We start from the raw sequence: 15,117 nt of genomic DNA on the forward strand, positions 1-15,117 counted from the left end.
GAATTATTTTTGAGTAATTAACCAAATAGATAAGAAATGAACATATACGAAGCTATAAGAAATGATCACGACATTCAAAGAGAACTTTTAGATAAACTAATTCAGACATCGGGAGATACAAAAGAACGCACTAAGATTTTTAAAGACTTAAGAAAGGAACTCGATATGCATGCTAATGCCGAAGAACGACATTTTTATAAACCATTAATTCCATCCGATATGATGCAAGAACATGCTAGGCATGGCATTGCAGAACATCATGAAATTGACGAGCTTATTGAGCAATTAGAAAAAACAGAAATGGACTCCTCTGCATGGTTAAAAATTGCCAAAGATTTAAAGCATAAAGTAGAGCATCATTTAGAGGATGAAGAAAAAACATTTTTTCAATTATCTGGTAAAGTTTTAACCGAAAAACAAAAAGACGATTTAGCTACAAAATACAATGCTTACATGGAGGAACATAGGTAAGGTTTTATATTAAAGAACAGCCGTGTAATTGAGTTAATCCTAATAGCTTATGCATTAAGTTACCCTTAGGTGTTTCGTTAACTTTGAATGACTGATTAAGAATTAAGATGTAAAGTGGTACACATCTATAAATTAAAGTGCCATAAACATTAAAAGCAATTATATTATGAGTACTTATACCGAAAAAGTCGGAACCAAATTAAATAACTTATTAGAAAAAACATACGATGCTGAAAAAGGTTTTACCAAAGCAGCAGAGAATATTGAAAACACTTCGTTGCGATCTTACTTTAAAAACAAAGCACAAGAGCGTCTTAATTTTGGACGAGAATTAAAAGAGGAAATCAGAAGTTTTAATCAAGATGTAGATAAAGGCGGAAGTATAACAGGTTCGGCTCACAGAGCTTGGATGGATGTGAAAAGTTTATTTTCGGCCAATGATGAAGAGTCTATGTTAAATGAAGCTATTAGAGGAGAAAAAGCTGCTATTGAAGAATACGACGATGTCTTAAGTGAAACAAGTCTTCCAATGAGCACTAAATCTATATTACAATCGCAGAAATTAGCAATTAATAATGGATTATCTAAGATAAACGCTTTAGAAGATATTCAATAAGAACGAAGAAAAATAGGTTAGGTTGAAAAGGGTGTCATATAGATGTGTGTGATGCCTTTTTTTTCGCTTAAAATCAATATGTTATATGAGTTAGGAATCTCACCAATTGTGTCAAGAATACTGTGATTTTCAGGTTATCTTTAGTATAAGGAATTAGACGAGCTAATTTCAAAGACTAATTACTAAAACCAAAACAATATGTTACGTTGGACAATCACATTCGTTATAATAGCAATCATAGCAGCCATACTAGGATTTGGAGGCATTGCAGGTGCAGCAGCAGGAATTGCTAAAATAGTATTCTTTATATTTATAGTACTTTTTGTACTGTCTTTATTAAAAGGAGTTATTAAGAAATAAATACCTCAAATATATATACCTATAAAAACTACTAGCCATAGACGATAAAATGTCTTTGGCTATTTTTATGGATCAAAATATTAGACATTATCAGGTTTTTAGATCCATTTTATTTTGCTTTATATTTTTGAAGACGCATTGGGTTTTAGTTTCCTACTTCTAATCATTCTACACGTTTATAATTTTCGGAATAAATTTTATTACCATCTTCATCAATTTCAATTTGTTCGAAACGATTTTCAGTTAATTCAAGTATAAAATTAAATTCCTCTTGCTCCGCGATAACTTCATTCATAAAAGCAGAACCGAATTCTAATTCTTCAGTTAATGTCCCATCTCCATAACTATAATTACCATAGCCAAAAAACTCAATAGAATCGGTTTTTAAAAGCTTACACCACATAACTTTTGTGTCTGTGTACATTTTAACTTGTCTAGAAATGGTATTATTAGAAAAAGAGTCTACAACCTTATTATCTATATAATTATAAAAACCGACAAGTTCCCAAGTGCCTTTCAGATTAAGTTTATCTGAATTTTTTTTCGTTTCAATGTTTTCTGCAACCTTTTGGTCTTGTTCTTTACAAGAAGATATAAACACCAAGGCTGCACTTAAAAGTAGTATTTTATACGTCATAATTTCTAAGGTGTTACTGTTAATCACCTTTAAAGTACGAAATTATAAGGAGAAATTACTTCGATTCATAAATTATATGATGTTATAAGAACTGTTAATAACTTCATTGTAAGGATTTGAACAAAAAACCTACTTTTGTTTTATATAATAAAATACAAAATATGTCTGATACAATTGAAAAAGTAAAGTGTTTAATTATAGGATCTGGACCTGCAGGATACACAGCTGCAATTTATGCGTCTAGAGCAAATATGTTTCCTGTTTTATATCAAGGAGAACAACCAGGTGGCCAATTAACCACTACAAATGATGTAGAGAATTTTCCAGGTTATCCTGAAGGTATTACTGGTCCAGAAATGATGATTCAGTTACAAAAGCAAGCAGAACGTTTTGGTACAGATGTACGTCATGGTTGGATTACAAAGGTTGATTTTTCTGGGGATGTCCATAAAGCATGGGTAAATGAAGAGAAAGAAATTCATGCAGATACCATTATAATTTCTACAGGAGCCTCTGCAAAATATTTAAACTTACCTTCTGAACAAAAATATTTAAAATTAGGTGGTGGAGTATCCGCTTGTGCTGTTTGTGATGGTTTCTTTTACAGAAATCAGGAGGTTGTAATCGTAGGAGCCGGAGATTCTGCTTGTGAAGAAGCACATTATCTATCTAAACTTTGTAAAAAAGTAACGATGTTGGTGAGACGTGATGAGTTTAGAGCCTCAAAAATCATGGCTAAGCGTGTTCAGAATACTGAAAATATTGAAATACTATATAATACTGAAACTGATGAAGTGTTAGGTGACGGACAAGTGGTTACTGGTGTTAGAGTTTTTAACAACCAAACCAATGAAAAGCACGAAATCGAAGCTACTGGTTTTTTCGTAGCAATAGGTCATAAACCAAATACAGATATTTTTAAAGGTTATTTAGATTTAGATGAAACCGGTTATATTATTAATGCTGTGCCAGGAACAAGCAAAACTAATGTAGAAGGTGTGTTTGTGAGTGGAGATGCTGCAGATCATGTTTACAGACAGGCAATTACAGCTGCAGGAACGGGTTGTATGGCAGCATTAGACGCGGAGCGTTATTTAGCTGCTAAAGATGCTGATTTTGAAGTAGCTACATCTAGTTATAACTAAACAAACTACCTTTTTTTTATAGAGCCGAAGTAATTTACTTCGGCTTTTTTTTGTGCTCAATTTTTAACGCTGTTTTTTGGTAATATTTTAACAGATATGCTCAATATGACTTTTGTCATAATTTAAAATGCTTTTTGTGGCAATCTTTGCACCAACATAAAAACGCAATTACTATTATGATACATTTATTTAAATTACCAGTATTTTTCCTAACCGTTATTCTAAGTAGTCTATTTTCTTTTCAGGTAGCATTTTCTCAAAGTTTCACATTAAATAATTCTTCATCAGTATTGGAGGTGCATGGTACATCGTCTTTACACGATTGGGTATTAGAAACAGAAAAGCAGTCTGGTAAAATAGTAATCACAAACGCTGATGAGTTAGAGATTAGTAGTCTTAACATTACTGTAGAAGCAGAAAGTCTTAAAAGTGGCAAGTCTTCAATGGACAAAAACACTTATAAAGCTTTAAATACGGACGATCATAAGACTATGAACTTCACGCTTAGTTCTGTTAAACAAATAGAAAAATTAGCCGGTAAATCGTTTAAGGCTTCTGTATCAGGAAAAATGACTATTTCTGGGGTTACTAAAACTATTTCTCTTGATATGTCAGTAAAACTAGAAGGCAATAAGGTTTTACTAAACGGTGAAAAATCATTCGAAATGACAGACTTTGGAATCGATCCACCAAAAGCTTTATTAGGTACTATTAAAACCGGAAACAAAATTAAAATAGTATTCAAATCTGTATTCAATTAAAAATAAATCAAATATCAAATCAACTTAAAATTAATAATTATGAAATCAGTATTAAAACTCGTAACACTTGTCATTGTACTTACAATGGGGTATTCTATATCTGCACAAACGACGTCAAAAAGAGACCTAGATAATTATAGGCAACCAGATCAAAGAGGTATTAATGTTTTTGAAGCACCAAAAGATACGCTTACAACTTTTGAAGATTTATACGTAAGAGTAGGAGGGTCATTCGCACTTCAGTTTCAAGCTTTAGACCATGATAATTCAGGTGCTGTGCCATTAGGCGAGATAGGAAGTAACTTTAACTTAGCAACAGCTAATTTAGATTTAGATGTAGCTCTTTATGATGGTGTAAGTATGCATTTAAGAACGTATTTATCTTCACGTCACCACCCAGAACCTTATGTAAAAGGTGGTTATTTTAAGGTTGATAAATTAGATTTTATCTCTGAAGGATTTATGGCAGACCTAATGAAACATACGACAATTAAAATTGGTCATATGGAGAATAACTATGGTGATGCACACTTTAGAAGAACAGATAACGCTCAAGCAATTCACAACCCATTTGTTGGTAACTTAATTATGGATTCGTTTACAACAGAAGTTGGTGCCGAAGTGTATTACACAACAGACATGGGCTTATTTGGTATGATTGGATTTACAAACGGTAAATTAAACCAAAAAGTTGTTGCCTCTGACGGTAAAACTGGAGGAGCTGCTTTCTTAGCAAAATTAGGTTACGATAAGCAAATTAACGATGACTTTAGGTTTAGATTAACAGGATCTTTATACAATACAGGTTATGCGCCAAACGTATATTTATACTCTGCAGATAGAGGTGGATCTAGATATTATAGCGTAATGGAAGAGCCTGGATCTTCAGCATTTAGATCTGGTCGTTTTGATCCAAGCTACGGCAATCAAATTACTGCAATTATGATTAACCCATTTGTAAAGTATGGTGGTTTAGAAGTGTTTGGTACAATTGAAATGACTTCAGGAAAACGATTAGCTACAGAAACAGAAAGAAGAAATGTAGATCAGTATGCAGGTGAAGTAATTTACAGATTTGGTGAAACTGAAAATGTATTCTTTGGAGCACGTTATAACACTGTAAGTGCAGAGTTAGCTAGCGGAGATGACGTAAGTATTGATAGATTTCAATTAGGTGCAGGTTGGTTTATGACTAAAAATGTACTTATGAAAGCAGAATATGTTAGTCAAACATATAATGATTATGCAGTGGGAGATCAGTTTGAAGATGGTGAGTTTAATGGTCTTATGTTAGAGGCAGTAATAAGCTTCTAAGAGTTAGTTTTATTAATATGACCTTCATCTTTGTGATGAAGGTCTTATTTTTTATCTTTCAATTATGCTTAAAACAGTATCATATATTATATTATTTATAGTAGGATCTACGTTAATAGGTTTTAATGAGGTAGAATCTAAAGAATCAACAGTGGTATTATCCACTGATAGTTATGTAAAAATTAAAGGAAAAACGAATGTAAGTACCTTTGAGTGTAACTTTGATATAACTACTATTTCAGACGGAATACGTATTAAATACAATGCTTATGATGAAAGAATTAAATTCAATGACACCAAATTAACACTTCCTAATTTAGAATTTAATTGTGGTGGTAATGCTATAAATAGAGATTTTAATAAACTGCTTAACACTGAAGAATATCCAGAAATAATTCTTAAACTTAAAGAGATTTCAAAAGGAGAGTCGGTTAAGAATTCAACGTCAGCACTAATAGAAATTACTTTAAGTAATAAGGTAAGGACTTATACTGTTCCTATTGTTGTAAATAACGATGAAGACTTAAATGTAAGTGGTGTATTGCCATTAGATATTAATGACTTCGGTTTAGCCGCACCAACTAAAATGTTGGGAATGGTAAAGGTTTCACCAGATATTGAGATTCAGTTTTCGCTTAAAATATTAGAGTGCTAATTATCAATTAGCGTATTTTCTTCTGTAGTTTAGCGGTATCTTCAAACTTTGTAATCGTAATTGCTGGACTTCCAAATAGGTAAAGTTCACTATCACCAGAAGCTGCAATAGTAATACTTTCTAAGGCAGAAATGGTTAAATCCCCATTATCTTCTAAGCTAGCATCAACGGTTTTAACATCAAATTTTGATCCATTAAAATTAGTTGAATTATCCATTCTAAATACAGAACTATTTGCATTACCTTCAATTACAGCATCAGAACGTAGATATAAATCAAAATCGGCAACGTTACTTGTAATTAAAGCATCTAGCTTACTATTGTCTGTTAATTCTATTTTTGTGTTAACAGCTGTAAGGTTCAATCTTGTCTTAGATTTCCCTGAGCTTTTATATATAAAATCTTTCGCATTAATATTTAAATATGCTCTAGAATCATCAGCTGTAATTAAGGTTACATCGTTGAGTTCCATGGAGGTTAATGACCTAATTTCACCGTCACCTCTAGTTTCTATATTGCTAAGTCCATCACCATAATTTACAGTGATATTTAATTTCTTTTTAGTCGTAATACGTACGGTTTCTGTAAATGTAAGTACCCCTTCAACCACACCAAACTGAATAACTTCATGCAAATTATCATCTGCTTCAATGTCTACAGAGGGCTTACTGTTATAGACGACTTCAATTGAAAAATCACCATCGACTACAATGGAGTGAAAATCATCAACGTATGTTTGTTTAACAGTAACATTTCTGTCACCTTTAATTTTGTCGTTTGATTGCGCTTGAGTTACTGGCATCGCAACAAGCAGTAAAAGAAAAATGCGTATTGTTTTTTTCATGTTTTAAAGTTTATTGTCTTTTAAAAGAGACACAAAACCCATAAAATAAGTTACTTATTATAATTTTTAACCTCAATATGATGTTCTGATTGTCAATATTAGTGATTTCTGTTTAATATTGCTCAATTAAAAGCTAATAAACTAAGTTATACAAAAACCATCCCAAACTCTATTTAGAATTTAGGATGGTCTTTAATTGGTTGGTATATAGTTGTTTATTGTTGCTTAATACGACCTGCAGAATTATCAGATTTGTTTACCTTTTCTGGGTTGCCATAGTATTTGATATCTCCACCACTTGTAGCATTAGCCGTAAGCGCTTTGGATGTATTAACCGAAATGTCTGCACCACTGGTTGCTTTAACATTAGATGTTTCTGCTTTTAATTTCGACGCATCAATATCACTTCCACTTGTAGCTTCTGCAATTAAATTTATAGTGGAACCACTTATTTCAATATCACTGCCGCTCGTAGAATGACAATTTAAAGATTCTGTTTTTACATCTAAAGTGATATCTGCTCCGCTTGTGGCGTTTAGTTCTAAATCTGAAACTTCAATGGTGTTTGTAGATAAAACATCACTACCACTAGTTGCCTTAATAGCTGAAATAGTTTTAAGATTTACCATTATTTTTTTTGAAGTCGCTCGTCTTATGTTCTCAGCTGTATAGATTCTTAAGACACTATTTTCTACTTCGGTCATTATAAGTTCGTGTAGATTTTCATCAGCTTCAAGACGTATTGAAACGTCATCAGATTGCGTAATATACAGGTCTAGCCCTTGACTAACTTTAATTTCGTCGAAGTCATTAGAAATGCTTCGCTCTGCATTTACAACATTTCCGTTGCCATCTATACCTGGCATAAAATTGCAGGATAGCATTAATATGCTAATAATACTAATTATGATAATTCTTGTTAATGTAGTCATGATTTCTGTTGGTTTTTTGATACTGAATCAAGTTCAGCATTGGTTGATGAATTGTTTGTTTTATAAATTTATCTTGATGTAACGTCGTTTCAAATTCTAAAATGATGACTTGTAGAATTTATGACCTCAATTGTCATTAACTTCAATTTGAACTCCGTTTTCGTCATTTATTTGAACTCTGACTTCAGGTTCATTCTCATTGGTCGATTTTGTATTTGTGATCGATTCTATAATTTCAGTTTCTACTTCATTAAAAGCCTTCTCTTCCTCTTCTATAACCTCTACTTCACAATCTAAGCACTCAACCTCATTCTTATTGATTTTTAAATATTGCCCATCATTAGAGTTCGTTAAAAGACTATTGTAACTGTTGTAATAATGATTCACATATTTACTTGTATTTACATCAGAATACAGTACAACTCCTTCAGGTAGATAAAGTATAACTCTAACCTCTTGTTCGCTGAATTTATTTTTAACATCTGAAGCATGATAAGCTTCTAACTGCAATTCGTTATTAGAAAACGTGTAGTCGTAATTAATGTTTTCGGCACGTTCTTTTGCACTATTGTAATTGCTACCACTAGCTTCTTTTACAATTGTTATTTTAGCTACAGAATCTGTTGTAGAGTATACAATTAACTTTATATCTGATGATACAAGGTTACGGCCATCATCGTCTTCTGTTATTTTGAAATCATTATGATCACTATATACAAAACTATTAAAGCGATCAAAGCCTGTCATCTTAATTTTTAAAGTGTCATTAGCTTTAATATTAAGTTCGTTTTTAGAGATTATTTCTGCATCATAAGCGTGTTCTGTAGCTTGCTTTACTCCCGTAATTACAATGCCAATTATAGCCATAATCCATAGTCCGAGTAATGTGAATTTAGCAACATTACCAATAGATTTTAGGTTGTTTACTAAGATTTTGAGACCCAAATAGAACACAAAGAAAAAAGGAATAGCAAATGCAAAAAATAGAAGCGTTGACATTAACCACATCGGAATATTTGCGGCATTTGCAGCATCTAAGAAATTCATTGGAGGAAAATGAATAGCATCCGTAACACCTACAGTGAAGAAGGCTACAATTAATGCGATTAATGCACTGATACCAACTATAATTAAAAATACACCTATGAACTTTGCAATTACTTTTAGGAAGAACATAATGATAGTTCCAATGGTTTCAAAAAAGGATTGTGAACTAGACTTTAACTTATTGCCTTGCTTTTGAAAATCAACACTTTTTACAGAGTCTGAAACCGTATCAGAAACATGATCAAACCCCTCTTTTAGTTTGTCTCCATGTTTTTTTAAATCTACATTTTTAATGTTGTCGGATACAGATCCAATGCTGTCTTTAATTTTTTTTTCGATGTTGCTGATGTTCACAGGATCACCAGTCATGGTTAGTTTTTCGGCTGTGGTTTTTGCTTCAGGGATTAACGCCCATAATAAAATGTATAGTAGTACACCTGTACCAGCACTAAAAAACAGTATGACCCAAATAAGCCTAACCCATAAAGCATCGAGTCCGAAGTAGTGCCCTAAACCAGCAGAAACACCACCAATATACGAGTTGTCTGTATCTCTAAATAAACGTCTGGTTGTATGCGATTTTTGATGGTTATGTTGTTTTGGTTCGTCTTCAAAAATTTCGTCATCAACTAAATAGTCTTCAGGCTGGCCCATAATGGTTATAACCTCGTCAACTAACTTAATACCAACAACTTGTTTTTCGTTTTGAATGCGTTCTGCAAATAATTCTGCAATTCGTGCTTCAATATCTGCAATAATTTCTGAACGTCCTTGAGAGTCAGTAAATGAACGTTTTATAGCCTCAAGATAGCGCGATAATTTAAGGTATGCATCTTCATCGATATGGAAGAATATACCTGCTAAATTTATATTGACTGTTTTATTCATTTCTTTGGTGTTTTTGTATTGGTTACTAGGTTAACTGCATTTTGTAAATCGCTCCATGTGGAGTTTAATTCATTAAGAAACAGTTGTCCTGTTTCTGTTAGTCCGTAATATTTTCTTGGCGGACCAGAAGTCGATTCTTCCCAACGGTAATTGAGCAATCCAGCATTTTTTAATCTTGTTAATAGAGGATATATAGTTCCTTCTACAACAAGCATTTTTGCGTCTTTTAGTGTGCTAAGAATTTCGGCAACGTAAGCATCGTCATCTTTTAAAATGGATAGGATGCAATATTCCAAAACACCTTTACGCATTTGTGCTTTTGTGTTTTCTATCTTCATGTGTGTTTTCTATTTTTTTATTAAAGTCACATGCAATTCGCGCAAGAAACTTAAGTTGTCATTTGATGGTTTTGTTTTTGCTGGTGTCATGTGATATGCGTCTTTAATTTAATTAAACTGTTCATTTTTTGATTGATTTGATTATTGATGAATATTATTATTGAGATACTTCGACAAGCTCAGTATGAGAAATCAGTATCATTATTTTAAAAAATTAATGGTCAATGGGTATTTATAAGTGTTTCCATCTCTAGCCGATAAACTAGCTTTAACTATAAGGGCTAGCTCTATTATAAATGCGATAATAGCTATGGCACCTAATCCACCTCCTATATAAAGTAGAGGTGAAGGCTCTCCAATATTAATATGAAAATTGTGGAACCCATTAAAGTCAATAACATCCAAACTTCTAAATAGTTTGAAAATGAAAAAGGGAACACTCAATGTACCTAAAATAATAGCATACAGTAAAATGCTAATCTGAAAATTAATAGCTTGTTTTCCGTGTTGATCTATAAATTCGGATTTATTTTTATTCGCTGCCCATAATACTATAGGACCTATAAAGTTTCCAAATGGAATAATAAATCTAGAGAAGGTGGACAAATGTATAAATGTCGCCAAGTTTTTGTGATGATTATCTATCATTTTTAAATGTATATAATAGTTTCTTATACAAATATATGTCTTTAAAAAGGTATTATGTTACACATAGTACTGAAAATTAACATTTCTTTAACATTAGTGCGATTAGATATTTTGATTTATTTTAGTGGAAATTATGGTATTAATTAGTTTCCCATCGTTGTGGGAAAGAAATAAGTTTCAATGAATATTTCTCCTTCAAAACTCAATACATTTTTAATGTTTAAGCTACCTGCAGCATATTTTACAGGTGTACGTACAAAATCGTTATCTGATACGACATGTATAGTGACTGTTAAACATCGTTGGGTAAATCAAAATCCATTTAAATCAATGTTTTGGGCTGTACAAGGAATGGCTGCCGAGTTAACGACTGGAGCACTAGTTATGAAAAAAATTAGAGGTAGTGGTAAAAAGATATCGATGTTAGTCGCTTCTAATAATGCATCTTTTACAAAAAAAGCTACAGGTAGAATTACGTTTACTTGTAAGGAAGGCCATAAAATTGATGACGCTATTTCTAAAGCGATTGAAACTGGAGAAGGGCAAACCGTGTGGTTAAATTCAAAAGGTATAAATAAGGAAGGAGTAGAAGTGTGTGATTTTAATTTTGAGTGGACATTGAAAGTGAAGTCTTAACATTATCATTATAAATGGACTGTTTGTTACATATAAAGAAGTCAAAGTTTGACAACCTCAATCTAATTGAAAATAAAATATTTGTAACAAATATGGAAATAGGACAACCTATATAAGAATCAATCATAAATCAAAAACATTATAACAATATGGAAAAATTACCAGACTTTAATGACAGAAATGCACATGAAATAGACTACCGTATTTACGGAGAAGAAATGCAGTATGTAGAAATTGAACTCGATCCTCAAGAAGCTGTAATTGCAGAATCTGGAAGTTTTATGATGATGGACGATGGTATTAAAATGGACACCATTTTTGGTGATGGATCAGGAAAAGATACAGGGTTTTTAGGTAAAATTTTGGGTGCCGGAAAACGCATCCTCACAGGCGAGAGTTTATTTATGACGGCTTTTTATAACGATCTCACAGGGAAACGTAATGTGTCTTTTGCTTCGCCTTATCCAGGCAAAATAATTCCGATTGACTTAAACGCATATCAGGGAAAATTTATCTGTCAAAAAGATGCGTTTCTCTGTGCGGCAAAAGGAGTAAGTGTTGGCATTGAGTTTTCAAAAAAATTAGGCCGCGGGCTTTTTGGTGGTGAAGGTTTCATTATGCAAAAGTTAGAAGGAGACGGAATGGCTTTTGTACATGCTGGTGGAACTACAGCAGTAAAAACCTTGGCAGCAGGAGAAACTTTACGTGTAGATACAGGTTGTATTATTGGTTTTACACAAGGCATTGATTACGATATAGAATTTGTTGGAGGTATTAAGAACTCCATTTTTGGTGGTGAAGGTTTGTTTTTTGCTAAACTTCAAGGGCCAGGAAAAGTGTATATTCAATCCTTACCTTTTAGTAGGTTGGCAGGTCGTGTTTTGGCTTCAATACCTAAAGGTGGAAAATCTAAAGGAGAGGGAAGTATCCTTGGAGGCATTGGTGATTTATTAGATGGTGATAATAGGTTTTAACACCTTACATTTATAAATAAAACAGTGTCAAGAGGTTGAATTACAGGAATTACCTTTAACAGACAGAAGGTTTAAACGTGTAAATCCAAACTTTTAACATAACAAGCTGTTAAACTTTCAACGAAAACGATTTTCATTATTAATTTTTGCTATCTTTAAAATTCAATTGAAACAATAGCGTATAGTAAAAAATTACTTTTTGTTAACCTAAAAAACATAAAAACACCTATGGCGCGAGCAATGTACGAGTACACTAAAACGGTACTCAGCAAAGTGAGTTTTGATCCGACATTATTCTGTAAGGAAGTGCAAAAAGCAGTAAGACGTTTACTGCCTCACGAATTAGAAGAGTTAAGAATTTTTATTCAGTCCTTAGTCAGTCAAAACCCAGACTTAAATCAATGTTTAATTTATTTGAAAGCATAAATAGAAAAAAGCGACTTTTTTAAGTCGCTTTTTTTTATAATATTACCTTAGTATAATAACTGTATGCTAAATAAAGTTATTTGGCTTTAGGGCTAATAATTTCTACATTCTGAAAAGCAATTGCGCCACGAATAATTCCAGAGATTACATTGTGTATTGCATCTATAATTTGCATTTTTAATTCACTTTTATGATAAATAATACTCACTTCTCTAGCAGGAGAAGGTTCTTTAAAGTGTCTTAAATTAGGGCCTAATTTTTCTATGGTATCTAAAGTGTGTAAATAGGGAAGTAGTGTCATGCCCATACCTTCATTAGATAATTTTATTAAGGTTTCTATACTACCACTTTCAAGTTGAAAGTTTTCATCTGTCTGATCTTTAAAGCTTTTACATAAGTTTATAACGCCATCTCTAAAGCAATGACCGTCTTCTAAAAGTAACATGTCGTCAATGCTTAAATCAGAAACTTCAATGGTTTTTTTATCGTTTAATCTATGATTGTCAGGAATGTAAGCTACAAAAGGTTCGAAATATAGAACGCGTTCCTTTATATTATCGCTCTCTAAAGGGGTTGCAGCAATTGCTGCATCAAGGTGACCATCACTAAGTCGTGCTAAAATTTCCTCAGTTGTTAATTCTTCAATTTTTAATTTAACTTTTGGATATTTTTTAATAAAAGTCTTCAAAAACATTGGTAAAAGGGTTGGCATAATGGTTGGGATAATTCCCAATCGGAACTCACCGCCAATAAATCCTTTTTGCTGATCTACAATATCTTGAATTCTATCTGCTTCATTTACAATATTTCTAGCTTGATACACTATTTTTCGACCAACGTCCGTAAGCTCTATTGGCTTTTTTCCGCGATCAAAAATAACGATGTCTAATTCGTCTTCTAATTTCTGAATTTGTGTACTTAGCGTAGGTTGGGTTACAAAGCATTTTTCGGCTGCTTTAGTGAAATTTTTATGTTCTGCTATAGCTAAAGCATATTTAAGTTGAGTAATAGTCATAGGTATTCATTTAGACTATAAAAGTATAAAAACTATTCATGAAAACTATGATAAATAACACTTATTTGAGTCGTAAATTTGTTTAAACAAAAATCAAAGATTATGAAACTAAATAGCATAGGTTTAGATACCGTAAAAACAAAAGGATTAGCTGATGAATTAAATCAGTTATTAGCAAACTTTCAATTGTATTACCAAAACTTAAGAGGTATACATTGGAATATTAAAGGACGTGGATTTTTTGATCTTCATGTAAAGTTCGAAGAGTTATATACAGATGCCAACTTAAAAGTAGATGAAATTGCTGAGCGTATTTTAACATTAGGTGAAACTCCGTTACATACGTTTGAAGATTACACAAAAGCAGCTAAGGTTCCCGTTGGAAAAAATATTTCGAAAGATGAAAAAGCAGTTGAATTGATTGTTGATTCTCTTGCGGAATTATTAAAAATGGAGCGTTCTATTTTAGAAGCAGCTGGTGATGCGAATGATGAAGGTACCAATTCTATGATGAGTGATTTTATTACCGAACAAGAAAAAACGGTTTGGATGATGAAAGCTTGGTTGGGTGAAACCGTTTAAGACTGATATAATTTTATATATAAAAAAGACTGCTCGAGAGCAGTCTTTTTTTGTTTCAATTGATGTGTATTCTATTCTAAAAACGAATGTTCAAGTCTAAATCTTTATCTTCAACTTTAAATTTAGCCTCATCGTAATTTGGTGGTCCAAAAGACATGACGTTATTAGAAATCCCGTAAGATTCTAATGGCATTCCGTTGTCTTCAAAGTCCATACGTTTATTGTCATTGGCATCGTGCATTGTCATTATTGCATACTCTCCTGGCAGAACGTTTTTAAACCTAATGGTTACTTTTCCGTCTTTTATTTCTGTTTCGGCATCCTTAATTCCTTTTCCTTTCATAAAGGTTTTTGAAGTGTGTAAAGACGTAAGTACTTTTCCGTTATCGTTTTTTACGTTATCTATAGTTACGGTAATTGTAATGCCTTTATCTTCTACTTGAGAGAACCCAAATAGTGATGTTAATACGATTGCGAATGTGAAGATTAATGTTTTCATAATAATAAGTTTTTAATGGTTATTGTAAAACTGTTCTTTTTTGTTGATGATTCAAATATCTAATAAAACAACAAGATTTAATATTTGTAATTACTGTACTGTAGTATTATGTGGATGAGTTGTGCTTAAGCTGGAAAGTTGAAGTTGGAAGCTTGAAGAGATAGATGAATTCACATGGTAATCTTTCTGGTGATTTATTGACCACGTGAATATTTATACAAAGTTTCACAAAGAAGGCGCGAAGATACACGGATAAATTTGACTATTAGTGAATTTTTGGTATCACAATAATGTATTTAGTAATCTAGAATAAAGACTTTTATAGCGTA

19 protein-coding genes are annotated in these 15,117 nt (G+C 32.3%); 11 read left to right on the forward strand and 8 right to left on the reverse strand.

The window, feature by feature from the left end; translation table 11 throughout:
* Window positions 1-36 precede the first annotated feature (36 nt).
* The 3 genes from ITJ86_RS12745 (at window position 37) to ITJ86_RS12755 (ending at window position 1,447) form a co-directional block, all read left to right on the forward strand.
* Window positions 37-471, forward strand: coding sequence for a hemerythrin domain-containing protein (locus ITJ86_RS12745; protein ID WP_195872030.1), 435 nt, complete (start codon window positions 37-39; stop codon window positions 469-471).
* Between the two features lie 166 nt (window positions 472-637).
* Window positions 638-1,087, forward strand: coding sequence for a ferritin-like domain-containing protein (locus tag ITJ86_RS12750; protein ID WP_195872031.1), 450 nt, complete (start codon window positions 638-640; stop codon window positions 1,085-1,087).
* A gap of 198 nt (window positions 1,088-1,285) precedes the next feature.
* Window positions 1,286-1,447 carry a DUF1328 family protein gene (locus ITJ86_RS12755; RefSeq protein WP_195872032.1) on the forward strand — a complete coding sequence of 54 codons (162 nt, stop codon included), beginning with the start codon at window positions 1,286-1,288 and terminating at the stop codon, window positions 1,445-1,447.
* 163 nt (window positions 1,448-1,610) lie between these two features.
* Here the strand turns inward: ITJ86_RS12755 and ITJ86_RS12760 are convergent, their stop codons facing one another.
* On the reverse strand, window positions 1,611-2,084 hold the full coding sequence (locus ITJ86_RS12760) for a hypothetical protein (RefSeq protein WP_195872033.1): 474 nt from the start codon (window positions 2,082-2,084) through the stop codon (window positions 1,611-1,613).
* A gap of 161 nt (window positions 2,085-2,245) precedes the next feature.
* On the opposite strand from ITJ86_RS12760, the gene trxB reads away from it, so the two are divergent.
* The 4 genes from trxB to ITJ86_RS12780 all read left to right on the forward strand — a co-directional run bounded on the left by trxB (window position 2,246) and on the right by ITJ86_RS12780 (window position 5,959).
* On the forward strand, window positions 2,246-3,229 hold the full coding sequence (trxB, locus tag ITJ86_RS12765) for a thioredoxin-disulfide reductase (protein ID WP_195872034.1): 984 nt from the start codon (window positions 2,246-2,248) through the stop codon (window positions 3,227-3,229).
* Window positions 3,230-3,405: 176 nt separating this feature from the next.
* Entirely contained in the window at window positions 3,406-3,990 is a 585-nt protein-coding gene (locus ITJ86_RS12770) for a YceI family protein (RefSeq protein ID WP_195872035.1), read from the forward strand.
* A gap of 39 nt (window positions 3,991-4,029) precedes the next feature.
* Complete coding sequence (locus ITJ86_RS12775; RefSeq protein WP_195872036.1) at window positions 4,030-5,304, forward strand: hypothetical protein; 1,275 nt, start codon at window positions 4,030-4,032, stop codon at window positions 5,302-5,304.
* Window positions 5,305-5,368: 64 nt separating this feature from the next.
* Window positions 5,369-5,959 carry a YceI family protein gene (locus ITJ86_RS12780; RefSeq protein ID WP_195872037.1) on the forward strand — a complete coding sequence of 197 codons (591 nt, stop codon included), beginning with the start codon at window positions 5,369-5,371 and terminating at the stop codon, window positions 5,957-5,959.
* A 7-nt stretch (window positions 5,960-5,966) separates the two neighbouring features.
* Here ITJ86_RS12780 and ITJ86_RS12785 read toward each other — a convergent pair whose 3' ends face one another.
* The 5 genes from ITJ86_RS12785 to ITJ86_RS12805 form a co-directional block, all read right to left on the reverse strand.
* Window positions 5,967-6,803 (reverse strand): GIN domain-containing protein, encoded by an 837-nt coding sequence (locus tag ITJ86_RS12785; RefSeq protein ID WP_230080301.1) that lies wholly within the window; start codon window positions 6,801-6,803, stop codon window positions 5,967-5,969.
* A gap of 215 nt (window positions 6,804-7,018) precedes the next feature.
* Window positions 7,019-7,735, reverse strand: coding sequence for a head GIN domain-containing protein (locus tag ITJ86_RS12790; protein ID WP_195872038.1), 717 nt, complete (start codon window positions 7,733-7,735; stop codon window positions 7,019-7,021).
* Between the two features lie 126 nt (window positions 7,736-7,861).
* Window positions 7,862-9,670, reverse strand: a complete 1,809-nt coding sequence (locus ITJ86_RS12795; protein ID WP_195872039.1) for a PspC domain-containing protein — start codon at window positions 9,668-9,670, stop codon at window positions 7,862-7,864.
* Window positions 9,667-10,008 (reverse strand): PadR family transcriptional regulator, encoded by a 342-nt coding sequence (locus ITJ86_RS12800; protein WP_195872040.1) that lies wholly within the window; start codon window positions 10,006-10,008, stop codon window positions 9,667-9,669. Before ITJ86_RS12800 ends, ITJ86_RS12795 begins: the two co-directional genes overlap by 4 nt.
* Window positions 10,009-10,209: 201 nt before the next feature.
* Window positions 10,210-10,632: a DUF4870 domain-containing protein gene (locus tag ITJ86_RS12805; protein ID WP_317190628.1), complete on the reverse strand. Its 423-nt coding sequence runs from the start codon at window positions 10,630-10,632 to the stop codon at window positions 10,210-10,212.
* A gap of 204 nt (window positions 10,633-10,836) precedes the next feature.
* On the opposite strand from ITJ86_RS12805, the gene ITJ86_RS12810 reads away from it, so the two are divergent.
* The 3 genes from ITJ86_RS12810 to ITJ86_RS12820 all read left to right on the forward strand — a co-directional run bounded on the left by ITJ86_RS12810 (window position 10,837) and on the right by ITJ86_RS12820 (window position 12,692).
* Window positions 10,837-11,292, forward strand: a complete 456-nt coding sequence (locus ITJ86_RS12810) for a DUF4442 domain-containing protein (protein WP_195872042.1) — start codon at window positions 10,837-10,839, stop codon at window positions 11,290-11,292.
* 149 nt (window positions 11,293-11,441) lie between these two features.
* On the forward strand, window positions 11,442-12,266 hold the full coding sequence (locus ITJ86_RS12815) for a TIGR00266 family protein (protein WP_195872043.1): 825 nt from the start codon (window positions 11,442-11,444) through the stop codon (window positions 12,264-12,266).
* A 228-nt stretch (window positions 12,267-12,494) separates the two neighbouring features.
* A complete protein-coding gene (locus ITJ86_RS12820; protein WP_195872044.1) occupies window positions 12,495-12,692 on the forward strand; it encodes a hypothetical protein in 198 nt (65 codons plus the stop codon).
* 76 nt (window positions 12,693-12,768) lie between these two features.
* Here the strand turns inward: ITJ86_RS12820 and ITJ86_RS12825 are convergent, their stop codons facing one another.
* Complete coding sequence (locus ITJ86_RS12825; RefSeq protein ID WP_195872045.1) at window positions 12,769-13,707, reverse strand: LysR substrate-binding domain-containing protein; 939 nt, start codon at window positions 13,705-13,707, stop codon at window positions 12,769-12,771.
* Window positions 13,708-13,809: 102 nt separating this feature from the next.
* On the opposite strand from ITJ86_RS12825, the gene ITJ86_RS12830 reads away from it, so the two are divergent.
* Window positions 13,810-14,289, forward strand: a complete 480-nt coding sequence (locus ITJ86_RS12830; protein ID WP_195872046.1) for a Dps family protein — start codon at window positions 13,810-13,812, stop codon at window positions 14,287-14,289.
* Between the two features lie 76 nt (window positions 14,290-14,365).
* On the opposite strand, the gene ITJ86_RS12835 is transcribed toward ITJ86_RS12830, so the two are convergent.
* Window positions 14,366-14,788 carry a DUF2141 domain-containing protein gene (locus tag ITJ86_RS12835; RefSeq protein WP_195872047.1) on the reverse strand — a complete coding sequence of 141 codons (423 nt, stop codon included), beginning with the start codon at window positions 14,786-14,788 and terminating at the stop codon, window positions 14,366-14,368.
* Window positions 14,789-15,117 lie beyond the last annotated feature (329 nt).

The sequence above is a fragment of the Winogradskyella marina genome (genome assembly GCF_015645385.1).
GTDB lineage: Bacteria > Bacteroidota > Bacteroidia > Flavobacteriales > Flavobacteriaceae > Winogradskyella > Winogradskyella marina.